This window comes from Paenibacillus sp. FSL H3-0333 (assembly GCF_038002805.1).
Taxonomy (GTDB): domain Bacteria; phylum Bacillota; class Bacilli; order Paenibacillales; family Paenibacillaceae; genus Paenibacillus_AQ; species Paenibacillus_AQ silagei.
Genome location: NZ_JBBODG010000001.1, coordinates 6,361,430 through 6,385,781, shown reverse-complemented (window position 1 = coordinate 6,385,781; position 24,352 = coordinate 6,361,430). Strand labels below are relative to the sequence as shown.

Below are 24,352 nucleotides of genomic sequence, written 5' to 3'. Positions count from 1 at the left end.
TTAATGCGGCTAAAAGTGGATGATAAGCCGAAATGAAGGGGATAAATCCCATTGATACGGCTAAAAGTGGATGATCAGTCAAAATGAAAGGGATAAATCCCATTGATTCGACTGAAAATGGGCGGTGAGCGAAAATGAGAGGGATAAATCCCTCTGAGCCGTCAGAATGAAGAGCACAAGTGCCCCTGAATACGCCCAAAGCGGGCGGACAGCGTAAATGAAGAGCACAAGTGCCCCTGAATACGCCCAAAACGGGCGGACAGCGTAAATGAAGAGCACAAGTGCCCCTGAATACGCCCAAAACGGGCGGACAGCGTAAATGAAGAGCACAAATGCCCCTGAACCCCCCATAGGCGCGCAAAAAAACCGCAGGCGGAAATTCGCTTCCTGCGGTTTTTTTGCGCGGAGTGCCTTACGGGTATGTAGCACAGGCAGACTGTGCGGTTAATCCTTATCGATCAGCTCCAGCTTTTCAAGGATCTTAAGGGTGGTAACGGCGGACAATTGCACAGCTAATTGAATGCTGGCTTGGCTGTTTCCGCTCTGCTCCAAGGCAGCTTGGTTCTCGGATAACACTTCTTCCGTCACCTGCTGGATCAGACTTTTAACGATCTCATTGTTCATAATAGGCTCCTCCTTCCGAATGTAAATACTCTCATTCTATATTTCGGCCGGACCCAGGATTTTACTTAGGGAGCAGGGAATGTTATCCGGTAATCTGAACGAATTCCACTCTTATCACAGACTTGAAGCGGAATCTGTAGTAAACTGGAAGGAATGTATAGTACGCCTGCAATTATTCTACAGAAAAGAATGTGATCAATGTATGCAGCTTCAAGCTCCTCAACCGGCCAAGAAATGGCTGGAAAAATATCTGTCCGGAGACAGCATGGATTACCGGCAAATTATCGCTTTGTTCCTGCCTATTCTCATTGACCAGGCCTTCATTATCGGGCTGAATCTGGTCAACACTGCGATGATCAGCTCGTCGGGGATGGCGGCAGTCAGTGCGGTGAATATGGTGGATTCCCTGAATATTTTTCTGATCAATGTATTTGTGGCGATTGCGACCGGGGGGACGGTGGTGGTTGCGCAGTATAAAGGAAGCGGGAATGACCGCATGGTCTCCCAGGCCACGGCCGGATCGGTTACCTCGGTCTCGCTGCTTGCGGTGGGAATCGGTCTGCTGCTGATGTCCTTCCATACGCCAATTCTGAATTTGCTGTTCGGGACGGCCTCCGCCGATGTGCTGGACAATGCCCGGGTCTATATGATCGGCAGCAGCATTTCGTATCTGGGGATTGCCGTGGTTCAGGCTGTATGCGGTGCGCTGCGGGGCGTGGGCCGGACGCGGGCTTCGCTGATGCTGTCGCTGATTATGAACGTGTTGTATGTTATCCTCAACGTTGTCTTCATTAACCTGCTGGACATGGGTGTGCTGGGCATGACACTTGCGGTCAATATTGCTCGTTATGTGGGGATGGCCTGTGCCTTGATCTATCTGTTCAAGTTCGATTCGGTGCTGCGTGTGCAGTTCCGCGACCTGTTCCATGTTCCGCTTATGATGCTGCGCAAAATCATGTTCATCGGCGTACCGTTCGCCGCAGAGCAGATGTTCTTCAACGGCGGCAAGCTGCTGACGCAGATCTTCATTGTCAGTCTGGGCACGTATGCCATCGCCACCAATGCGATTGCCGGATCGCTGGCGATGGTCTTTCAGATTCCGGCCAGTGCACTGTCGCTGACGATTGTGACCGTGGTCGGCCAGTGTATCGGACGGGGGGATGTGGCGGATGCCCGGAAGTTCATCAAGTCCTTCCTGTGGATCGGTTCCGCCTCTTACGCCCTGGTGGCCTTGATCCTGATGCCGCTGTTCCATCCGCTGGTGTCGATCTTCTCTCCGCCTGCGGAGATCATCGATGATCTGTTCGTGGTGCTGCTGGTCAATGCGATTGCCCAGATTCCGCTGTGGGCCTTCAGCTTCATTCTGCCGTCTGCGCTGCGGGCAGCGGGAGACTCGCGCTTCACCTCGATCGCTTCGATGCTGACGATGTGGCTGTTCCGGGTGGTCTTCGGCTATATTCTCGGGATCGTGCTGGGCTATGGAGTGCTGGGTGTATGGCTGGCGATGAACTGCGAATGGGCAGTGCGCGGAGCGGTGTTCCTGTGGCGCTTCCGGGGCAAGAAATGGTATGCGCACAAGCTGATATAGATACTGCCGGTTAGAAGACTCCTAATTCAGGGGTCTTCTTTGCTATGCAGTCAGCCGGAATCATCTATAAAAAGCACGGTACAACCTTTAGTTTCAGGTAAGACGCACTTTGGTCCGTATGCTACGATTTGGGTGGTGAAGGGGGAGGCTTCCACATTAGCTGTAAGCGCTTAACTCATTGAAACCCAAATTCATACAGAGGAGTGCAACGCATGAAGAGAATAATCAAGCAAGTCTCTCTGGTGCTGCTGGCAGCCCTTCTGCTTCTTCCGGCAGGCGGATATCTTCCGGCTGCTCAGGCAGCCGAGGCACAGACCACGGTATATCACGAAACGTTTGCGAATGGCGCAGGTAAGGCAGTTCAGTCGGGAGGCGCCAAGCTGGAGGCGGTTAAGGGCGTTGTTTTTGACGGAAATAGTGATGGGGCAGCGCTGCACGTAAGCAACCGGAAGGATAGCTGGGATGCGGCTGATTTCAACCTCTCGGATATGGGCATGAAGAAGGGCAGCACCTATACCGTAACAGCGGTGGTCTATGTGGATGGTAGCGTAACTGTGCCGAAGGACGCACAGGCAGTGATGCTGACACTGGACGGTTATGGCAATTACGCCGGTGGCGAATATCATGCGGGCCAAGCCGTGACCTTGACCAAGACCTTCACGGTGGACGCGGAGGAGAAGCTGCGCATCCAATCAGACGATAAGGGAGCCACAGTACCCTTCTACCTTGGCGATCTTCTGATAACGACAGAGTCCACTCTGGGCGGCGGGGAAGAGCCTGTGCGTGAACCGGCTTTGCCGTTCAGTACAGTGACTTTTGAAGATCAGCAAGAGGGCGGCTTCACCGGCAGAGCCGGAACCGAGACGCTGACCGTAACGAATGAAGCGAATCATACCGAGGGCGGTTCATATTCCCTGAAGGTCGAGGGCAGAAGCAATACCTGGCACGGGCCTTCCCTCCGTGTGGAGAAGTACGTGGACAAGGGCAGCGAATATACCCTTTCTGCCTGGGTGAAGCTGATCGAACCGGCGAGCGCACAGCTCCAGCTATCTACACAAGTAGGCACAGACAGCAGTGCAAGTTATGTGACCCTGTCCCCTAAGACGATCAGTACGGCTGACGGCTGGGTGAAATATGAGGGCAGCTACCGCTATAACAGCGTGGGCGGAGAATACCTGACCTTGTATATTGAAAGTTCCAATAATGCAACCGCTTCCTTCTATATCGATGATATTAATTTCGAGCCTACAGGTACCGCGCCGGTGGATATTCAGAGAGATCTGATTCCGCTAAAAACAGCCTATCAAAATGACTTCCTGATCGGCAACGCGCTATCCGCCGAGGATCTGGAAGGCGTACGGCTAGACCTGCTGAAGATGCATCACAACGTTGCTACCGCAGGTAATGCCATGAAGCCGGATGCGCTGCAGCCGACCAAAGGAAATTTCACTTTTACAGCAGCGGATGCGATGGTGAACAAGGTGCTGGCTGAAGGGATGAAGATGCATGGGCATGTACTGGTATGGTATCAGCAATCGCCTGACTGGATGAACTTGACCACGGATGCAGCAGGCCTTAGCGTTCCCCTGGGGCGTGACGAAGCACTCGCTAACCTTAGAGCGCACATCAAGGGAGTTATGGAGCATTTCGGAGACCGGGTCATCTCCTGGGATGTGGTCAACGAGGCAATGAATGATAACCCGTCCAATCCTTCGGACTGGCAAGCGGCGCTGCGTAAGGCTCCGTGGTATGATGCCATCGGTCCGGACTATCTGGAGCAGGCGTTCCTGGCGGCCAGAGAGGTGCTGGACCAGCATCCGGAATGGGATATCAAGCTGTATTACAATGATTACAATGACGATAACCAGAACAAGGCCCAGGCCATCTACAGTATGGTCAAGGAACTGAATGACAAGTACGCGCTGACCCATCCCGGCAAGCTGCTGATTGATGGTGTGGGGATGCAGGCGCACTACAATATCAATACGAATCCAGATAACGTCAAGCTGTCGCTGGAGAGGTTCATCTCCCTTGGCGTAGAGGTCAGCATTACCGAACTGGATATTCAGGCCGGCAGCCAGAATACGCAGACAGAGAAGGAACGGATTGCTCAAGGCTATCTGTATGCGAGGCTGATGGATCTCTACAAGGCCCATGCCGACCATATTGCGCGGGTAACCTTCTGGGGCATGGATGACCGCACAAGCTGGAGAGCGGAGTCAAGCCCGTTGCTGTTCGACAGGGATTTGCAGGCGAAGCCGGCTTACTACGCGGTCATTGATCCGGCCAAATTCATGGCTGAGCATGAGCCGAATACGGCAGAAGCTAACGTGTCAGAGGCGGTCTACGGCACGCCGGTTATTGACGGGACAGCGGATGGAATCTGGGCCTCTGCGCCTGAGATGGCTGTGAACCGTTATCAGATGGCCTGGCAGGGCGCAAGCGGAACCGCACGTACCCTATGGGATGACCAGAATCTGTATGTGCTGGTTCAGGTCAGTGACGCCCAGTTGGACAAGAGTAATGCTAATGCATGGGAGCAGGACTCTGTCGAGATTTTCGTGGATGAGAATTTCGGCCGCACGACCTTCTATGAGGATGATGACGGACAATACCGGGTTAATTATGACAATGAAGCCTCCTTCAGTCCGGCAGCCATTGGTGCAGGCTTCGAGTCGGTAACCAAGGTTAACGGAACCAACTATACGCTTGAAATGAAGATTCCGTTCAAAAAGATTACGCCAGCCGGCGGCACCAAGGTCGGCTTCGACACTCAGATCAACGATGCCAAGAACGGCGTCCGGCAAAGTGTGGCCGCCTGGAATGATACCACCGGCAACGGTTATCAGGACACCTCCGTCTTCGGCGTGCTGACGCTTAAGGCCAAAGACGGCGGCGAGCCGTCAACGGAGCCGACGCCAACGCCGACTCCGGAACCAACACCTGCGCCAACGCCAACATCGGCACCGGATTCCGGCGGCACCAGCTATACCAGCAGCACACCTGCGCCTAAGCCTGCACAGTTTGATGTCAAGGACGGCGTAGTGACGATCAGACCTGAGGTGAAGACCGAAGGCACAGCGGCCAAAGCCACTGTGACGGGCGAGCTGTGGCAGCAAGCCTTGAAGCAGGCGGCCCCGGCAGCAGACGGGCGGAAGCAGATCGTCATCGATCTGGCGAACCAGACAGGTGTGGACTCCTATGAAGCGCAGTTGCCGCTTCAAGGCCTGAAGACGCAGGAGAAGTTCCTGCTTGTCCTCCAGAACGGCCTTGCTACGCTGTCCATTCCAAGTGAGCAGCTCGCAGGGATTACAGCAACCACTGAACATGTTAGCATCCGGGTCAAGCATTCCACAGCCGAAGGCCTGGATGCCACTGCTCTCCAGCAGACCGGCAGCCGTCCGGTGGTGGAGCTGAGTCTGCTTGCAGGCGGGCAGAAGGTAGCCTTGTCTGGCAGCAGTGCGATGACCGTCTCTATTCCTTACAAAGCATCAGCGGAAGAGCAGGGTGAACTTGAATCCCTTCTGGTCCGTTCGCTCACCGGCAACGGCGCATGGTCTGCTGTGGTGAACAGCCGTTATGATGCAGTGAAGGAAGCGCTGGTGTTCCGTACTACAGAGTTCGGCACATTTGCCGCAGCCTTCGCTCCGCCGACCTTTACAGATCTCGGCAGCCTGTCATGGGCGAAGCAGGCAGCCGCTGCAATGGCTGCGCGCGATATCCTTCCGGGCGGCAACAGCTTCATGCCTGCCGCTCCTATGAACAGAGCAGACTTCACAGCCTCGCTGGTGAAGGTGCTGGAGCTTAAGGCTGCTGCTGAAGCAGTTGCAGGCTTAAGCGATGTCCAGAACAACGCGGCATACAGCAAGGAGCTTGCGGCCGCGAAGCAGCTCGGTATCGTCACAGGCTATGCGGACAATACCTTCAAGCCAGCGGGCGTCATCACCCGCCAGGAGATGATGGTAATTGCGGCGCGTGCCCTGAAGGCGGCCGGAATCATGGCTGAAGGCAGCGGATCGATAGCATCTTACACCGATGCCGGTCACATCTCCGCCTATGCCAAGGACAGCGTGTCAGCCTTGCTGAAATACGGCGTAGTGAACGGTAAGAACAATAAGCTTGCTCCGGGGGATACCCTCTCCCGTGCAGAAGCAGCGGTGATTCTGTACCGGATCTGGAAGCTGTAAAGTTACTTCTAATAAGGTAGAAAGACAGCCAGCCGCCGGGCAGATTGCCGGTGGCTGGCTGTTTGTGGTTGCAGCCGGATTATCTTGCTGCTGCTCCAACTCCAACTTATAATTACGATTCAAAATCCTGCTTAAACTACAACATTCACTCACATTACATCAACCGCTACTCGTATTGTTGTACAAAAAGCAGGAATATCCCGTCTTGAAGCGCCTTAACGAAGATAATCCTGCAATTCCTGCAACAATCTCCCGGGGAATCCCCATATCCTAGATGCCGAGTTGCAATACATGCAACATTAGCCCCACAGCAAAGAAATTAAGGGCGAATGACTTAAGCCGTGAAGCTGAGAGCCGGGGACGAAGAATTAACGCTTCAAGACCAGCGGAAGGTACACCTCGTCCACAATATTGGCGATCGTCTCCTCCGACATAGGTGCGTTATACAGCATCAGCTCATGGCGGGCCAGATCGGACGGTAAAGTGAGCATTCGGGGAGTCACGGCTTCGGCAGATACTTCTCCCCGCTCAACAGCCCGTTCTAGCAAAATCGACATGGTTCTGTTTTGACGCCCATGGGGGAAAATAAAGGAGGCAAGCGGCATATCGCCCATTTCTGCTACAAGCCCGTAGAAAGCATTCAACATTGCTTGTATATTATTCTGGTTCATGGCCCGCAGCACCCCGCACACATCATCCCTCAAATTCCCGTAATCAGGCACTTCCTCCAGCGGCAGGGGCACACGGTCCCGGATGGCAGCAAGCACAAGCTCTGCACGGTTGGCCCACCGGCGGTAGAGTACGGCTTTGCTTGTTCCCGCCCGCTCGGCCACACTGTCCATCGTAAGATTGGAATACCCCTGCTCTGTCAACTCTTCCCGTACGGCCTGGAGTATAGCGGCTTCGAGCTCCTTGCCTCTGCGTCTGTTCTTCAATTTATCCTGTTCTTGAGAAGTGGACATACCGGTCTCAACCACCTTTGGAGAATTTCGTTGCGTTTCCTATGCGGATAGTATATCATAGGCTCAAATAAGAAACATAAAGTTTCTTATTTAGCGACCAAAGGGAGATGATCAACTTGCAAAATCAAGCTAAACCAGCACTTGAACCAGCTGAACAGCAGGCAGCAGCCAGGAATTTGATGTGGATTCTTATGCTCGGTATTCTGGCCCCGATATTCGATACGACGATAACCAATGTGGCGATTGATACGCTGGTCCGGGAATTTAACACCTCGGTATCCATTGTTCAGTGGGTGATGACCGGATATCTGCTGTCGTTTGCGATGGTTATTCCGCTAACCGGCTGGGCTGTGGAACGGTTTGGGGGAAGGAAAATGTGGCTATTTTCGCTGAGTCTGTTTTTGCTCGGCTCTGTGCTGTGCAGCATGGCGTGGAACGTAGAGAGCCTGATTATTTTCCGTACCCTTCAGGGGATCGGCGGGGGCTTGCTGATGCCGATCATGCAGACCTTGGCCGTACGTGCCTATGGAGGTCAGAATATGGGCAAAAGAATGGCGACCATAGCTCTGCCAGCGCTGCTTGGGCCCATTCTGGGACCGGTGCTGGGAGGAGTAATCGTCAATCATCTGAGCTGGCGATGGATCTTCTGGGTCAATATTCCGCTCTGCCTGGCTGCCATAATTGTTGCGTGGAAGGGGCTCCCCAACGAAGAGCACCATGCCCGGACGCTGCGGCTAGATGTGCCTGGACTGTTATTGCTGTCTCCGGCTATCGTGCTTACCCTGTACGGCCTTGGAGAAGTCAGCTCCCACCACGGGTTTGGTCATCCTGCGGTCCTTGTTCCCGTTATAGCAGGTGTGGCGCTTTTGACAGTATTCGTGATCCATGCCTTCCGCAAGGGAGACGAAGCGTTGATTGATGTCACGCTGTTCCGGGTACGTTCTTTAACCGTGTCCTCATCGCTGCTGTTTCTATCCGGCTTGACCACCTATGGGGCAATGCTGCTGCTGCCGCTCTATCTCCAGCAAGTCCGCGGTGAATCTGTGCTTATGTCCGGCCTGCTGCTCGTTCCCCAAGGCATCGGGATGCTGCTGACCAGATCACTGGCCGGCAAACTGACAGATCAGATCGGATCGAGACCCGTGGTTCTTGTAGGAACGGTCCTTACCATCCTTGGCACTTGGCCGCTGACGCAGCTTGGCGCAGATACGAGTTACTATTTTCTGAGTGCGGTTCTTATCGTGAGAGGTGCTGGATTAGGGGCTGTTTTTCTGCCGGTTATGGCTTCTGCCTATATCGGTCTGTCCTCGAAGCAGATCCCGCACGCCAGCAGCACCACCCGTATTATGCAGCAGATTGGCGGTGCTTTCGGCGTATCGGTTATCGCAATTATTTTACAAAATGAGCTGAATTCCGTCCTGACTCGTGACCCAGCCGCAGTGGCCGTTGCCTTCGATCATACGTTTATGTGGACGATTGCCTTCTCGACTCTGGCGCTGATTCCGGCGGCATTTCTGCCGAGAATAAAAAGATAGAGCCGTGGATTCACAATAAACTTCTCATAACTTCGTCACCAGTAATGAGAGCCTGAAATCAGTCTATTTGATTCAGGCTCTTGTTGCTGTTGCCGCCCTCCGGTGGAATTAATTATGGATGGCATCCCCAAGTGTGGGAGAGGGTACATTGTATCCGTTTATCTGAATTCAGGGTATAATTCGGACGAGGCGCTCAGGAATGACTCTGGAATTAATAGAAAGCGCTATCTTTGCAGGCTGATTGGAGGAATGTGTATATGATCAAGCGGTTTCAAAGAGTTAGCCTGGTGAAACAGATTATCTATCTGAATGTGCTGATGCTAAGCTTTCTGCTAGTATCCTTTCTCATTTCTAATTATATCGCGCAGCGTATTGTCGAGGACAAGGTTACGGAATCTGTTAACAAGCTGATGCTTCAGCTGGAAGCAACCATGAATAATTTCTATAAAGATATGGATGGTATTTCATACTCCTTGTTGTACAGTCCGACGCTTCAGCAATATCTGAGCACAAATGATGCACTGACACATATTCTTATGGACGATGATATTGTCTCCCAATTTTCAAGTACACTTTCTTTGAAAGAAGACATTAAAGGGATATTGCTCTATAACAACACGGGCAAGCTGATTGCCAATTTAGGGGAAAAGGCGAATATTACACCTAAAAATCAGGCCTCTGTCATTGAATATACTACTTCCATATTATCCAACAGCTCCTACTACACGATATCTGTTCCAGTCTATAATCTGCAGAATAATATCAAGTTAAAAGATTACCGGGGAATGTGCGTATTTCTAATGGATGGAGCCCGCTTTAATGAGCTGTTACAGACATCGAAGCAATCCCCCCATTCCAAATTCCTGTTGCTGGACGAAAAGGACGTCATCATTGCGGGAACCGCTCCGCAAAATTACGGCGAAGTTTTTCTTTCTGAGAATTACTCTAATCGTCATAAATATCTGGTTCAGGAAGCGGTTCTTAAAAATACCGGCTGGAAGATTATTAGCGTCCTGCCTAAGGCCGAAGTGCTCCAGGATGTGAGTACCATCAAGAACCTTAATATTGCTACCTATATTGTAATCTTTTCCATGCTGCTGCTCTTCCTGGTTGTGTTCTATAATCAGGTATTTAAGCCTGTCAAAGCGCTCCTTGATTTTGTGAAATCCTACACGAAAAAAGGGAAGGACAGAAGGTTCTCAGTGACGTTCAACAACGAAATCGGAGTCTTGGGCAGCCGCTTGAACCAGATGCTCGATGATATCGATCATTTAAGCCGGGATATCCAGGTCGTTCAGCAAAAAGCCTTTGATATAGAGCTGATGAAAAAGAAAATGGAGATATCGGCCTACAGGAATCAGATTAATCCTCACTTTTTGTACAATACCTTAGAATGTATACGTGCGATTGCCCTGTTTCATAAAGCAGAGGATATAGCGGAAATCACCTCTTCTTTATCCAAGATGTTCCGATATTCCGTTAAAGGGGCTGGATTTGTCAGTATAGGTGAAGAGCTGCTCTACCTTCGGGAATATTCGAGAATTATTGATTACCGCTTTAGAGGGAAAATACAAATTCAGGTGGAAGCGGAAGAGCGCCTGCAATCGCTCTACACTCTCAAATTATTACTGCAGCCGATCGTAGAAAATGCAGTTTTTCACGGACTGGAGACAAAGGTCAGCTCTGGATGGGTTACTGTTCAGGTAAACCTGCTGACAGATCAGTTCGTTTGTTTCACAGTCAAGGATGATGGCGTAGGAATGAGCGGGCAACGGCTGGAAGAGGTGAGGGCACAATTAAACCGGTTTGAAGGTCCTGTTGTCATGAATGACGGAGGCGTGGGCATCGGCTTGGCCAATATCTATCGTAGAATAAAGCTGTTCTATGGAGAAAATGCCCAAATGACGATCGAGAGCAAAGTAGACGAAGGGACCACGGTGATCTTGATGGTACCGATCATGGAGGAGCCCGGAGAAACGGAGGGAGAACTATGCTTCAAGTCCTGATTGTTGATGATGAACCTTGGGTAGCGTACGGAATTGCCCACATGATTGACTGGAACAGTCTGGGTTACGAGATTATCGGTGAGGTGTATGACGGTCAGCATGCCTTGGAGATGATTACCGAGCTATTGCCGGATCTGGTCATTTCCGATATTCGTATGCCTGGATTAAGCGGAATTGAATTACTGGAGAGAATAAGAGGGCTGCAGCTAGAGACGAAGGTTATTCTTGTAAGCGGATATACCGATTTTGAATATGCTCAGAAAGCGATCCGTTATGGGGCATTCGACTATCTGGTCAAACAGATTGATGCCCTCAAACTTGAAGAGGCTATCCATAGACTTACCGTAGAGATGAATAGAAAACGGGAGGCTTACGAGGAATATAATTTGTTGCAGGGAGACTTATTTGAGTGGCTGAATCCGGCGAATAAATTCACAATCGAGGATTTTCAGGTCAACCAGGAAGTTACCGGAATGCTTCCGGATTATCGCTTCATATGCTGCCTGTATCCCGCAGACTCCAGTCCTAGAATAGCGGAAGGAATGCATCCATATCCCCATTTGAGTGTCACCTCCTTACGAACGGGTTATGATAAAATTTCGCTGCTGCTCAATTATGACGAGCACATGGAGCCTTTGGAGCTACTCGATTTTATTACCAATGAATTGTCCGATGCCAGGTACATCGGGATAAGCGGTATAGGGGGCTCTTCCACGCCAATCTCCAGGCTGTATCAAGAATCAGAGATTGTGATGTTCAGCGCATGCTTTCATCAAACCGAACAACTCGCGCATTACAAACCGCCTGTTATCTCCACGCTGATTAGAAAATGTCTATTAAAGCTGGAGCAATCCATTAAGGAAAAGGATAACATTCAAGTGGAGGTTCTGCTGGAGCAGATCAGCGAGGAATGCCGCCATTCCCGTATATACATTGATCAGATTGCAATCATCTATAATCAGGTGATCTCCATTATTCATAAGTATCATCATCAATTAAGCCCGGACAATGAGCTGGAATTCTTATCGTATGAACAGATTATTCGAATGTATCATACGCCGGAACAGCTGTTTACCAGAATGAAGTCGTTGCTGGAGCAGTTGAGTGAGCAAGATATCCACGTTTCCAATGAGGCTGTCGAGAAGATTATTGATTATATCAACAGCAGGTATATGCATGATCTGTCGCTCAGTGAAATCGCCAAGATGTTTCATCTCAGCCTGGGCTACTTAAGCACGCTGATCAAGAAGGAGACGGGAGTAACCTATTCCGAATACATCATGCATAAGCGCTTGAGTATGGCTAAGGAGCTGCTTGGAGATTCCTCCCTGTCTGTAGCAGAGGTGGTCGAGCAAATTGGATATAAGGATTATTACCATTTCAATAAGCTGTTTAAGAAGAACTTTGGAATCACGCCTAGCCAATACCGGAAAATATAACATTGAAAGAAGAACAGAACACCAAAATAGAAAAATTCAGACATCTTCATCCTCATGAATCTGAGCTACGATAGAGATGTTCCAAACACATAGATTAAGGGAGGTCACAATAGGCTATGAAACTAAAGTATATGATGGCTCCGGTTCTGACCCTGGCTTTGGCGCTAACGGGGTGTGGTTCAACCGGTAAGAATGAAACCGCTAACAAACCGGAAGGGACACAAAATGCGGCACCAGCTGTAAACAAAGCAGTGTGGTTCTCGACAGTGGATTTCTGGAATCCTCCATCTACATGGAGCACCGACCCCGGTACTGTTCAAGGTATAATCACCGGGAAGACCGGCTTAACCTTTGATTTCAACATACCTGCACAAGACGGAGAGACGAAGTTGAATTTGATGCTGGTTTCCTCAGGTGAAAACTTCCCGGATTTGCTGACCATTACAAGTGATGTGCTGGGGAAAAAGCTGATTGAGGCTGATAAAGTGTGGAAACTGGATGAATTTTTGCAAAAATATGATCCGGATTCTCATCTGCTGAAGGATTTTCCGGCGGATGTGAAGCAGACGATCATTGACCGGGATGGCGGCTTCTATGCTTTCCCAAGCCATATCAACTCAGAGGATGCCAGAAAGCAATATCCTCCTTCCGGACAATTCTATATCGATACTATTGATTACGCGGATAACAATGGGATTGTGGTGAATGGCAATATTCTCAAAGAGGCGGGTTTGACCCTTGATGACATCAAGACGGAATCCGGTCTGCTTGCCGCCTATCAAAAGATTAAAGATATGAATTTGAAGGTATCCGGGGCTGCGGTGATTCCGCTTCTGGTCGATGGCAAAAGCTATCAGGAGCCTACATTCGACTTCCTGAAGAGCACCTTCGGGGCCATGCCGGTAGATCAGAATGGTAACTACAGAGACCCGCTATTGGCACCGGAAACGAAGGAGGCCTTGAGCTTCTTGTACAAGGCGATGCAGGGAGGCTATTTTGAACCTGGACAGATGACGGTGGATAATGCTGCAGTGAAGGCCGATATGGCATCGGGCAGAGTCTTTACTTTTATCGGTAATATGGCCAATACTTCCTTCCAGCTCAATAATTACTGGACATCCTCCGGTCCTATTCTTTCGGATAAGGGAGCGAAGCCTGTACTTGCGAAGAACCAGCGGGCAGGTGGTGGCTGGATGCATACCTTTGTCTCGAAATCTGCCAAAGAACCGGAGAAGCTGGCTAAATTCATAAGCTTCATGAGCAGTAAAGAAGGTATGCTTTTGCACAACTACGGGATTGAAGGTGTTCATTATAATCTGGACGATCAGGGACATGTAGTGAAGACAGAGCAGGGGCTCAAGGATGCGACCCAGTATATGACTACGGGCGTGAGTGCATTCTGGCCATTTAATAATACCTCTTTCTCCTATAGTCTGGAGTCAGCTCCGACCGAAGAAACAGACATGGCGGCTGTAACTGCCAACCGGGTTGCTTCGGCTTATGGCAAATCTGAAGAAATTCAGATCTATAATAATGCGGCACTCAGTCTGCCGCAGGATCTATTCCCTGCCGACAGTCAATTTGCCAATGATGAATTGCAGATTAAGAACTACAAAACTGCCCAGATCGCTAAAATAATCATGTCGGAAAATGATGCGAAGTTTGAGCAGCAATATAATGAAATGATCGCACAATTAAAGAAGCTTGGCATCGAGGCTTTGGATAAAGAGCGGGATAAATATTTTAAAGAAAAGAGTAAGCAGTATGGAGTAGAGGTTAAAGGGATCAACTCCTGATTACCAGAGGATGAATGGTGCCAAAGCACGTGGAACAACATGATGCTTTGGCACTCTTAATGTAGAGATAGGAGGGTAAGTATGCCATCCAAGCGTAGAAAAGGATACAGGCTGGGATATGATTTCAAAACGCAGTTTGAACTCAAATTAATGCTGTTTCCAGCAGTGGTATTGATCTTTGTGTTTAACTTTACTCCGTTATTTGGTCTTCTGATGGCTTTTAAGAGCTACGAACCCGCTATGGGCATCAAGGGAATCTTTACAAGTGACTGGAATCATTTTCAGCATTTCACCAGGGTGTTTCATAATTTTCAATTCTGGCCGATGGTACGGAACACTTTGGGGATCAACCTGCTAAGCGGTTTAATAGGAATACCGGTAACGCTCTTTTTTGCCCTGATTCTCAATGAAATACAGTCTCCCAAGTTCAAATCCTTGGTTCAGACCATCACCTATTTACCTCATTTTCTCTCCTGGGTTATTTTTGGCGGACTTTTTATTACACTGTTGAATACTGACGGTATAGTTAATTACTTGCTGCTGGAGTTCCATCTTATTGACAAACCGCTGCAGTTTTTGGCGGAACCGAAATACTTCTGGGGCATAGCCATTGGAACCGGACTGCTGAAGGATCTCGGCTGGGGTGCCATTCTGTATCTTGCGGCCATTGCCGGTGTCGACCAGAGTCTATATGAATCGGCTGCCATCGACGGAGCGGGCCGTTTGAAAAGAATGCTGCATATTACGATTCCCGGAATCATGCCTACGTTGATGGTTTTGGTCATATTTGCCGTAAGCGGTATGCTAAACAACAATTTCACCCAGATTTATGTTTTACAGAATACATTGAATTTACCGGCAAGCCAGGTTATAGATACTTATGTTTATCAAACGGGAATGCTGCAATTCCAATTTGCCTCGGCGACGGCAATAGGGTTGATGAAGACTGTGTTTGCCCTGTTACTTCTGGTGGGTGCGAATACTGTCTCCAATAAATTGACTAAGACAGGGTTGTTTTAAGGAGGACGTTTTATGGTTGGAGGGAAAAGCTTAGGAGAACGTACGTTTAATTTGTCTACAATCATCATTATGGTGATCCTTATGGCTGTAACCATCTACCCGTTCTGGTTCTCTCTGGTCAGCTCTCTGAACAGTGGAGAGGATCTGCTTCGCGGTCCAATCTTTTTATGGCCGAGAGAATGGACATGGGCCAGCTGGGAAAAGGTGTTGATTGATCCGGGAATCCTTCAGGCCGCTTGGATTACGGCGTCGCGCACGATCATTGTTACGGTTGTATCCATGCTCTATACATCGATGTTCGCATATGCATTCTCCAGGTCTTATCTGAAGGGTAAACAGTTCTACGTGGTGATTGGCTTTGCCAGCATGTATTTCAGCGGCGGGTTGATTCCATCCTTTATGCTGATGAACTGGCTGGGTTTATACGATCATTACCTCGTCTACATTTTGCCGAGTATTTTTGGAGGCTTCTATAACGTCATCATCTTTAATGCGAATTACAAGGGCATCCCGGACTCTTTATTTGAGTCAGCCAAGATGGATGGAGCCAGTGAGTTCAGAATCTTTTTCCGGATTGTCTTACCGCTATCGAAACCGGTCATGGCAGCACTGTCCGTATTTACAGCAGTGAATATATGGAATGATTACGGTACAACACTTTATTTCACCCAATCCAACCATTTGCAGACTTTACAGTATGTCATCCTCAGGTTAATTCAGTCTAACCGCGCGGTTGAGAATATGATGAGTACGGTGGACGGCTCCAACCTTGCGGTAGCACAGTTACTGAATAATACCGGAGGACAAGGCTTGGTCACGGCTCATACCATTGAGCTTGCCGCTATGGTCATTGCGTCCATTCCGATGATCATCTTATATCCGTTCGCGCAGCGGTTTTTCATTAAAGGAGTGTTGTTGGGATCAGTTAAAGGATAAATTAATAGGGGGTTTCACATGGATTCATTCTCTTTTTTGCCGGGCAAGCAAGCTTTACATGCTTATCTGTTTGCCCATTTCATTGGAGAACAAGAGGACGGCGAGCAAATCTACTTTGCGGTTAGCCGGGACGGGCTGCATTGGCAGGATTTAAATCACAAACAACCAGTACTATACTCTACCGTTGGAGAACGCGGGGTACGGGACCCATTTTTACTTCGTAGTGCGGACGGCAGCTGCTTTTATTTGTTAGCAACCGACCTTAGCATTTATCACCGGGGAGGGTGGACTGATTCGAATGCAACGGTTACTGGAAGCCGCTCTATTATAGTCTGGGAATCTCCGGATTTAGTGAATTGGTCGGAGCCCCGGAGGGTGGAGGTTGCCCCCAAGGAAGCCGGCTGCGCCTGGGCTCCAGAAGCGATCTATGATGAGGAAGCAGCGGATTGTCTGGTGTTTTGGGCTTCCAGCAGAGAGGCTGCTGACGGAATGGGCAGGGGGCTGCATATTTACGCCAGCAAAACACAAGATTTCCGTACGTTCACGGAGGCAGAGTTGTTCATCACCCGGGGGGAACATCGCACTATTATTGATACGACAATTATCAGAGCCGAGGGCAGATATTACCGTGCTTCTGGCGATGGTCATATCACCATTGAGTCGAGCGATCGTCTTTTGGGAGAATGGAAGATCATCTCAACGCTTGAGTCACTGGGGCTTGGCTTAACCGGCAAAGATGTGGAAGGACCGGAGTTCTTCAAATTCAACCACGATGAGCAATGGGGGCTGCTTGTAGATCAATACGCCACTGAACAGGGCTATCTGCCGATTCTTACATCGAATATCGGTGACACTACCGGAGACTGCTGGCGCATACCCGCACCGGAAGAGTATGCCTTCGGCCAGCTGAAGAAACGGCATGGCACAATTCTGCCCATTACCCAATCGGAGTACGAGACAATATTGGACAGGTGGGGGAAAGAGTTCCCTCCTGTCCGTTCTGTGAAATCATGAATCCATCCTAGTGAAAGGCGGCTATCTGCCATGAAGCATCCTCACATTCGAAATTCCGGGTTCAACGACACTCCCTTATTGCTGCCCTACTATCTGCCTCCCGGCACGGTGCTTCCCTCCACCATTAGCGGACAAGCTGTGGAATGGAAGTCTTCGCAGCCGGATCTATGGGCCGGGCCGGGGAGACTCGTCTCACCTGTAGATGAGCTGGGTCCGGAAATACAGCTGACCGCAGTTACATTGGAGGAGTCTTACACGTATACCGTGCGCATGCTGGGAGAACGCAGTTGCTGGCTGGCCGGTTACACACGTGAGCCGGATGAGAATGCCAATGTCTACAGCCTTTTTGTTGCGAGTAGCCTTCATCTGGCGCTCGACATGACAGGGGAAGGCTATGAAGCTCTTAACGGCAACTATGGCGTACTATTCGCCAAAGCCGATTATTATCATTCAGTACAGGGCGAAACCAGGCTGCTAGGTATGCCGCGGTGCTTCCGGCTTGCCGATGGGGGCTTTGGAATTTTAGCGACTCCGCTTAATCATGAAGGGAAGGGAGACTGGCCAGGTGAGCTGCTCTACTTTGAAACCAAAGACTTCGTTCATTATGAAGAGAAGGAACACATAGTTTTAAGCTCCAAGGTTATCCTGGATTATTCTTGTGAACTGGATGCTGCTACTAGGTTATACCGGATTGGATGGAAAGATGAAGGCGGCGAATCTTATTTTGGAATGACGAAGGATTTTATCACTCTTGAGGGTTGTCAGCCGGGAGAGAGGTTTCCGGTGCTGCTCCAAGAACTGAGTATGAAGGGTGCGCTAACAGGACAACGGATTGCACTGACTCGATCAGAAGCGGCTTATCTACAAAACAAGCTGGGACGGGTATGCAATGTATCGGTGAGTGTGCCGGTTATTGAATTGCAGGCGGGAGATCCGCTGCCGGACCATTGGCGTGTGACAACCGTATATTCCGATGGCAGTGTCAAGGAGAAGCGGCTCATCATTGATCCTGCTGGACTTGCCACCGTGAATTTGTCGCAGCCGGGTACTTACAAGCTGGATGGAGAAGTGCTTCGTCACCGTTTCCCGTACCCCATGATGATGACACGGCCAGATCCGCAGATCATCAGACTGAATCACCGGTATTACTTCATTTCTACGGATGATGACGGACAGCGGAGAATCTATATCCGCTCCGCAGACACCCTTGAAGGACTTCAGGATGGGCAGGCTGCAGAAACTCTATTATGGGATGGAACCCTTCCAGACGGCGAGCGGAGAGGGGAACACTGGGCGCCTGAATTGCATCTTATTCATGGAAGCTTGTATTGTTTTCTAGCGATAAGTGTCAATAACAGCTGGACAGGTGTTCAGGCGCATGTAGCGGTGCTTACCGGGAATGATCCGCTGAACAGCGACCATTGGGAGACACCGGTACGAGTGCTGGACCGGCATGGAGAGGTATTAGGTGATTTGGCGGAACGGGAACGCAACATTAATCTGGACATGACATATTTTGAATATGGCGGACAATCCTATGTCTGCTGGTCGCAGCCGAAGTGGCATAAGGAAGTTCAAGAGCTGGCCTCTCTGTATATCGCCACAGTGGACCCGAGCATGCCATGGCGGTTGACCGGTGATCCCGTGAAAATATGTCAAAATGAATATGGCTGGGATCGTAACGGTAAGGTAGCCTCTGGTGTAGCGGAAGGGCCTTATGTGCTGAAACACGAGGATGCCGTATATATGGTATATTCCGGATCAAGTGTAGGGCCTACCTATACGGTCGGCATGCTGGAGCTGATGAAGGCTGGCGATCCGCTGAATCCGGCAGCCTGGCGCAAATCCAATTATCCATGGATGCATTCACTGAGCCACCCGGGCCAGTATGGTCCGGGGCATAATTCGTTCGTGCAGGACGAGGATGGGAATTGGTTCAACGTGTACCATGCTTGTGAGGTTAACGGCGGGTTCCGGCATGCAAGCATACGTCCTGTACATTTTCGCTCTGACGGTTCACCGGTGCTTGATATGACAGAAGAAGAGGAATTGCTTCCGGAGTATGAACGGTTAACCATAACTGTTGTTGTAAAGTGACACGGGATGATGACAGACCCACAAGCAGAGTGAAAATAAAGCTTATATTGGTACTTCGCTCTTAAACGCCAAAAAATCGCGGCCCCAAAGCCGCGAATCTGAATTCGATATGGTCGAGACGACAGGATTCGAACCTGCGGCCTCTTACTCCCGAAGCAAGCGCTCTACCAAGCTGAGCTACGTCTCGACGTTATGAATAATGTAAATTATACGCCTGTGTGTAAGCGCTGTAAATAACCTTTTTTATAGCGATTATGGGCTTCTGTTGCGGCAAATTACGGCCTGTGATTGACAGATATCCACCCGCTGGCTATACTTGAAATGTTAAAAAGCAAATCGGACAAAGCGTTGATGAAAACAAGTACGCCGGAGAATGCTTCATCAGAGAACAGGTTCCTTTGCGGATGGTCCGCATCGGGTGTGAGAACCTGGGAGACAGACCGGCCGAAAGCTGATTTCGGAGTGCGGGGACAATCCCGCCGGGGGCACCCGTTAACAGCCGCACAAGGCGATCGTCTGCAGTTGTCCGTGTACACGGATTAAGGCGATAACCAGGGTGGTACCGCGATAATCATCGTCCCTGAATTTCATTCAGGGGCGTTTTTTGTTTTTGATTTTTCGTGTAACGGTTACGGCAACAATGTGTTTTCCGGCCAGCGTGCCGCATTTTAATGAAGAGACGGGAGCTGTACATGATGAAAGCAAGTGAAATCCGTTCCAAATGGCTGCAGTTTTTTGAGAGCAAGAACCACCGTATTGAGCCGAGCGCCTCGCTCGTGCCCCACAATGACCCTTCGCTGCTGTGGATTAACGCAGGTATGGCGCCGCTGAAGGCCTACTTCGACGGCCGGGAGATTCCGGAGAATCCCCGCCTGACGAACTCGCAGAAATGTATCCGCACCAATGATATCGAGAACGTGGGCAAGACGCGCCGCCACCATACATTCTTTGAGATGCTGGGTAACTTCTCCATCGGCGATTATTTCAAGGAAGAGGCCATCACCTGGGCTTGGGAATTCCTGACCGGCAAGGAGTGGATCGGCTTCGACGGCGACCGGATCTCCGTGACCGTGTATGCTGAGGACGAAGAAGCGTTCAAGCTGTGGAATGAGAAGGTCGGCCTGCCCGCAGAACGCATCATCAAGCTGGGCGACGAGAACTTCTGGGATATTGGCGAAGGCCCGTGCGGCCCGTGCTCGGAGATTTTCTATGACCGCGGTGAAGCATACGGCAGTGATATGAGTGATCCGGAGATGTATCCGGGCGGTGAGAATGAGCGCTGGCTGGAGGTCTGGAACCTCGTATTCTCGCAATTCAACCATAACAAGGACGGCAGCTATACGCCGCTTCCCAACAAGAATATTGATACCGGCGCAGGCCTGGAGCGCTTCGCTTCCATTCTCCAGGATGTGGACTCCAACTTCGATACCGATCTGTTCCAGCCGATTATCCAGAAGACCGCCGGGCTTGCCGGTGTAACCTACAAGGATAATGTTGAACAGGATATCGCGCTAAAAGTCATTGCCGACCATGTACGTACCGTTACATTTGCTGTGGGGGACGGCGTGCTTCCTTCCAATGAAGGACGCGGCTATATTATCCGCCGTCTGCTCCGCCGCGCCGTACGCTACGGCAAGACGCTGGGACTGGACCGTCCGTTCCTGCATGAGCTGACTGAGACCGTTGGAGAGATTATGGGAGTCTATTATCCTTCCGTGGTCGAGAACCGCGAATATATCGCCAAAATCATCCGTCTGGAAGAGGAGCGCTTCCACGAGACGCTGTCCGATGGTCTGGCGATCCTCGGGGAGATCAGCGCCAAAGCCAAAGCGGACGGCCTGAGCACCATTGCCGGTGCCGATGCATTCAAGCTCTATGACACGTATGGCTTCCCGTTTGACCTGACCGAGGACTTCGCGTCCGAGCAGGGGCTTGCCGTAGACCGCGCCGGCTTCGATGCCGCAATGCAGGAGCAGCGTGACCGGGCGAGAGCTGCCCGTCAGGACAGCGCCAGCATGAAGATTCAGGGCGGTGCCCTGGCCGAGCTGACGGTTAAAAGTGAATTTGTTGGATATAATGACACGGTAACAGAGTCCAAGGTGCTGGCAATTGTGGTAGACGGTGCGCTTCAGGATACAGTAAGCGAAGGCGCCGAGTGCCAGGTCATCCTGGAGTCAACACCGTTCTATGCTGAGAGCGGCGGCCAAGTCAGCGATACCGGCGTTCTGACCGGCGGATCGGTGACCGCTAAGGTGAACGGCCTCTTCAAAGCACCGCACGGCCAGCATGTCCATCTGGTTACGGTGGAAGCAGGTGATCTGAAGGTTGGCGATACCGTCCGTGCCGAAGTGAACCGGGCGGAGCGCGAGGATATCGTGAAGAACCATACGGCTACCCACCTGCTGCACAAGGCGCTGAAGGAAGTGCTGGGCAGCCATGTGAATCAGGCAGGCTCTTTAGTAGAAGGCTCACGCCTGCGGTTCGACTTCTCGCATTTTGGAGCCATCACTCCAGAGGAACTCAGCGATATCGAGCAGCGCGTGAACGCCCAGATCTGGCGCAGCCTTCCTGTAGTCATTGAGAATAAGCCGATAGATGAAGCCAAAGCCATGGGAGCGATGGCCCTCTTCGGAGAGAAATACGGCAATGTTGTCCGTGTCGTTCAAGTCGGCGACTACAGCCTGGAGCTGTGCGGCGGATGCCATGTGTCTAATACAGCGCAGATCGGAATCTTCAAGCTGCTCAGCGAGAGCGGCATCGGTTCCGGGGTGCGCCGGATTGAAGCTGTGACTGGCCGTTATGCCTATCAGTTCACGGAGAGTCAGCTGGACCTGCTGAAGCAATCGGCAGCCCTGCTGAAATCGTCGCTGACCGATGTGCCGAAGCGGATCGAGGCGCTGCATGCCCAGGTACGCGAGCTGGGCCGTGAGAATGAATCGCTTCAGTCCAAGCTGAGCGCAACCTTCGCAGCAGAGCTGACCAGCAGTGTAGTCACAGTAGGCGGAGGAACGCAGCTTCTTGCGGTCTCTGTGCAAGCCGGCAATATCGATGCTTTGCGCTCGACAGCGGACGAACTGAAGTCCAAGCTCCCGGAGGCCATATTGGTGCTCGGTGCTGCAATGGAGGACAAGGTGAACTTCGTGGTCGCCGTGCCTCAGGAGCTGGTGAAGAAGGGCTTCCACGCCGGCAAGCTGGTGAAAGAGATCGCTGCCGTCTGCGGCGGCGGCGGCGGCGGACGTCCGGATATGGCGCAGGCCGGAGGCAAGGACGCTTCCAAGCTGGGCGAAGCCCTGAAGAAGGCAGAGGAACTGGTAGCTGCACAGGCTTAAGCAGTATGCAGTGATTCTTGTCTGTAAGAAACTGTGGATTTCTATCAAGGGTTGGGAAGCAGCGGTACTGAGGGCATTTCCTCGGTGCCGCTGCTTTATTCACACAATGTATATTTTTTGGGGTTATTCATTATTGACCCAGGGCTTGCAATAGCTTAAAACCCAAAAAAACATCTGGTTTTGTAGACAAAATGCCAAAAAAAGCGCTTTAACCATGGCAGGATTTCCTCGTTGGGGCATGAATATGTTATGATGAGGGCAGCAAGTGAGCTGTACAGCAGCAACTTTGCGAAGCCGCCCGAATCAGGGTGATTTTGCAGAAGGAAGGTGTCACCACATGGACTCCATGGACAAAACGGTCAAATTCAATGTGAAGGGCGACGAAAAGGAAGCCTCTCCCCAGGAAATACTGCTCGCCGTGTACGACGCGCTGGTGGAGAAAGAATATCATCCGATCAATCAGATCGTAGGATATCTTCTTTCAGGAGATCCGGCTTACATTCCACGCCACAACAATGCGAGAAGTTTGGTCCGGAGGAAAGAGCGTGATGAGCTGATCGAAGAACTGGTCCGTTTCTATCTGGCCAATCATCGGGTGGACCAGCCCAAATGATGAAGAAGCTGGGACTGGATTACGGCGACCGCAGAATCGGTGTCGCCACAAGCGATATTTTCGGATGGACAGCACAATCTCTGGAGACTATTGAGCGGCGCGGAAACGGCAATGAATTCGAACGTATCCGTGAACTGGTCAAGGAGTACGAAATCGGCGAGATTGTTGTCGGGCTGCCGAAGAACATGAACGGCTCCGTAGGACCCCGTGGTGAAATTTGCATCGAATTCGCAGATAAGCTGCGGGAGCAACTCGATTTACCCGTACACCTTTGGGATGAGCGTCTGACGACGGTATCTGCTGAGCGGGTGCTGATAGACGGGGACGTCAGCCGGAAGAAACGCAAGGGGCTGGTGGACAAAATGGCCGCAGCGCTGATTTTGCAAAATTTTTTGGATGCTAACAGTAAAAGGTGAGGGGTGTGCGGATATGACAAACGAACAGATCGGCCAAGAAGAGGAACCGGAAATTATCTATATTCCCGATGAGGAAGGTAATGAAGAGGAATTCGAGGTCATCATGAAGTTTGAAGTGGACGGATCGGATGCCAAGTATATGATGGTGGTTCCGCTTGATTCCGAGGATGAGGAGACAGATGAGGTCTACGCGTTCCGTTATGAGGAAGACGGTGACGATCTGCAGCTCTTCATGATTGAGAACGACGAGGAGTGGGCCATCGTAGAGGAGACCTTCAATACCTTGGTTGACGAGCTTGATGGAGGAGCAGAGAATGACTGAGTTTTCCGCTGATCAGGCGGTATGGACTTCTAAGCTCAAGGAAGTATATGGAGAAACAGTAGAACTGGAGGATGAGCAGGGCAAGTCTTCCGTTTACGATATTATTGCAGAATTTGCTGTGGGTGACCGTACTTATGCCGTTCTGGCCGGATCGGGAAGAGCTGCGGAGCAGGAAATTCTGCGCATCGTAGTTTCTCCGGACGGACTTCCGGAACTGGAGAGCATTATGGACGATGAAGAGTGGGAGGATATTTCCGAGCTGTACGATGAGCTCACCTTCCCTGCGGATAGCGAGTAGGCGTCTGTAGCAACTTCATGTATGGCAGATACGGAAGAGGGCGGAATTTTTCCGCGCTCTTTTTGCTTATGAGGAGCGAAAGGATCTTTCCGTTTGCCTGAAAAAAGCTTATGCTATAAAAATAGGTTGAATTTTGGACAATAGAATTTTATACTTTATAGTCGGAAAGT

Annotated in this window: 17 protein-coding genes and 1 tRNA gene; 15 read left to right on the top strand and 3 right to left on the bottom strand. The window is 50.7% G+C overall.

Annotation, left to right across the window (positions count from 1 at the left end):
• Positions 1–444: 444 nt before the first annotated feature.
• A complete protein-coding gene (locus MHH78_RS28055) occupies positions 445–624 on the bottom strand; it encodes a hypothetical protein (RefSeq protein WP_036722620.1) in 180 nt (59 codons plus the stop codon).
• Between the two features lie 202 nt (positions 625–826).
• Between MHH78_RS28055 and MHH78_RS28050 the strand changes: the two genes are divergently transcribed.
• Together MHH78_RS28050 and MHH78_RS28045 are read left to right on the top strand one after the other, a co-directional pair.
• Positions 827–2,212: an MATE family efflux transporter gene (locus MHH78_RS28050; RefSeq protein ID WP_036722618.1), complete on the top strand. Its 1,386-nt coding sequence runs from the start codon at positions 827–829 to the stop codon at positions 2,210–2,212.
• Positions 2,213–2,424: 212 nt separating this feature from the next.
• Positions 2,425–6,399: an endo-1,4-beta-xylanase gene (locus MHH78_RS28045; RefSeq protein ID WP_341169574.1), complete on the top strand. Its 3,975-nt coding sequence runs from the start codon at positions 2,425–2,427 to the stop codon at positions 6,397–6,399.
• Between the two features lie 368 nt (positions 6,400–6,767).
• On the opposite strand, the gene MHH78_RS28040 is transcribed toward MHH78_RS28045, so the two are convergent.
• The gene (locus MHH78_RS28040) at positions 6,768–7,361 is read right to left on the bottom strand and encodes a TetR/AcrR family transcriptional regulator (RefSeq protein WP_341169573.1); all 594 of its coding nucleotides are present in this window, start codon (positions 7,359–7,361) and stop codon (positions 6,768–6,770) included.
• A gap of 116 nt (positions 7,362–7,477) precedes the next feature.
• Between MHH78_RS28040 and MHH78_RS28035 the strand changes: the two genes are divergently transcribed.
• From MHH78_RS28035 to MHH78_RS28000, 8 genes are all read left to right on the top strand, one after another.
• Complete coding sequence (locus MHH78_RS28035; RefSeq protein ID WP_341169572.1) at positions 7,478–8,896, top strand: MDR family MFS transporter; 1,419 nt, start codon at positions 7,478–7,480, stop codon at positions 8,894–8,896.
• Positions 8,897–9,153: 257 nt separating this feature from the next.
• The gene (locus tag MHH78_RS28030; RefSeq protein ID WP_341170391.1) at positions 9,154–10,902 is read left to right on the top strand and encodes a sensor histidine kinase; all 1,749 of its coding nucleotides are present in this window, start codon (positions 9,154–9,156) and stop codon (positions 10,900–10,902) included.
• Positions 10,887–12,341, top strand: coding sequence for a response regulator transcription factor (locus tag MHH78_RS28025; protein ID WP_341169571.1), 1,455 nt, complete (start codon positions 10,887–10,889; stop codon positions 12,339–12,341). Before MHH78_RS28030 ends, MHH78_RS28025 begins: the two co-directional genes overlap by 16 nt.
• Positions 12,342–12,457: 116 nt before the next feature.
• Positions 12,458–14,137 carry a hypothetical protein gene (locus tag MHH78_RS28020; RefSeq protein WP_341169570.1) on the top strand — a complete coding sequence of 560 codons (1,680 nt, stop codon included), beginning with the start codon at positions 12,458–12,460 and terminating at the stop codon, positions 14,135–14,137.
• An 81-nt stretch (positions 14,138–14,218) separates the two neighbouring features.
• Positions 14,219–15,157, top strand: coding sequence for an ABC transporter permease (locus MHH78_RS28015; RefSeq protein ID WP_036722608.1), 939 nt, complete (start codon positions 14,219–14,221; stop codon positions 15,155–15,157).
• A gap of 12 nt (positions 15,158–15,169) precedes the next feature.
• Positions 15,170–16,093 carry a carbohydrate ABC transporter permease gene (locus MHH78_RS28010; protein WP_341169569.1) on the top strand — a complete coding sequence of 308 codons (924 nt, stop codon included), beginning with the start codon at positions 15,170–15,172 and terminating at the stop codon, positions 16,091–16,093.
• 18 nt (positions 16,094–16,111) lie between these two features.
• Positions 16,112–17,107 (top strand): glycoside hydrolase family 43 protein, encoded by a 996-nt coding sequence (locus MHH78_RS28005; RefSeq protein WP_341169568.1) that lies wholly within the window; start codon positions 16,112–16,114, stop codon positions 17,105–17,107.
• A 30-nt stretch (positions 17,108–17,137) separates the two neighbouring features.
• Positions 17,138–19,204 (top strand): family 43 glycosylhydrolase, encoded by a 2,067-nt coding sequence (locus MHH78_RS28000; RefSeq protein ID WP_341169567.1) that lies wholly within the window; start codon positions 17,138–17,140, stop codon positions 19,202–19,204.
• A 110-nt stretch (positions 19,205–19,314) separates the two neighbouring features.
• On the opposite strand, the gene MHH78_RS27995 is transcribed toward MHH78_RS28000, so the two are convergent.
• Positions 19,315–19,391 (bottom strand) — tRNA-Pro (locus tag MHH78_RS27995).
• A 508-nt stretch (positions 19,392–19,899) separates the two neighbouring features.
• Between MHH78_RS27995 and alaS the strand changes: the two genes are divergently transcribed.
• The 5 genes from alaS to MHH78_RS27970 all read left to right on the top strand — a co-directional run bounded on the left by alaS (position 19,900) and on the right by MHH78_RS27970 (position 24,182).
• The gene (gene alaS / locus MHH78_RS27990; RefSeq protein WP_076079662.1) at positions 19,900–22,533 is read left to right on the top strand and encodes an alanine--tRNA ligase; all 2,634 of its coding nucleotides are present in this window, start codon (positions 19,900–19,902) and stop codon (positions 22,531–22,533) included.
• Between the two features lie 337 nt (positions 22,534–22,870).
• Positions 22,871–23,146, top strand: coding sequence for an IreB family regulatory phosphoprotein (locus MHH78_RS27985; protein ID WP_036696603.1), 276 nt, complete (start codon positions 22,871–22,873; stop codon positions 23,144–23,146).
• Positions 23,146–23,562, top strand: a complete 417-nt coding sequence (gene ruvX, locus MHH78_RS27980; RefSeq protein WP_200869510.1) for a Holliday junction resolvase RuvX — start codon at positions 23,146–23,148, stop codon at positions 23,560–23,562. Before MHH78_RS27985 ends, ruvX begins: the two co-directional genes overlap by 1 nt.
• Before the next feature lie 13 nt (positions 23,563–23,575).
• Positions 23,576–23,884, top strand: coding sequence for a DUF1292 domain-containing protein (locus MHH78_RS27975; RefSeq protein ID WP_036696606.1), 309 nt, complete (start codon positions 23,576–23,578; stop codon positions 23,882–23,884).
• Positions 23,877–24,182, top strand: coding sequence for a DUF1292 domain-containing protein (locus MHH78_RS27970; RefSeq protein WP_341169566.1), 306 nt, complete (start codon positions 23,877–23,879; stop codon positions 24,180–24,182). Before MHH78_RS27975 ends, MHH78_RS27970 begins: the two co-directional genes overlap by 8 nt.
• Positions 24,183–24,352 lie beyond the last annotated feature (170 nt).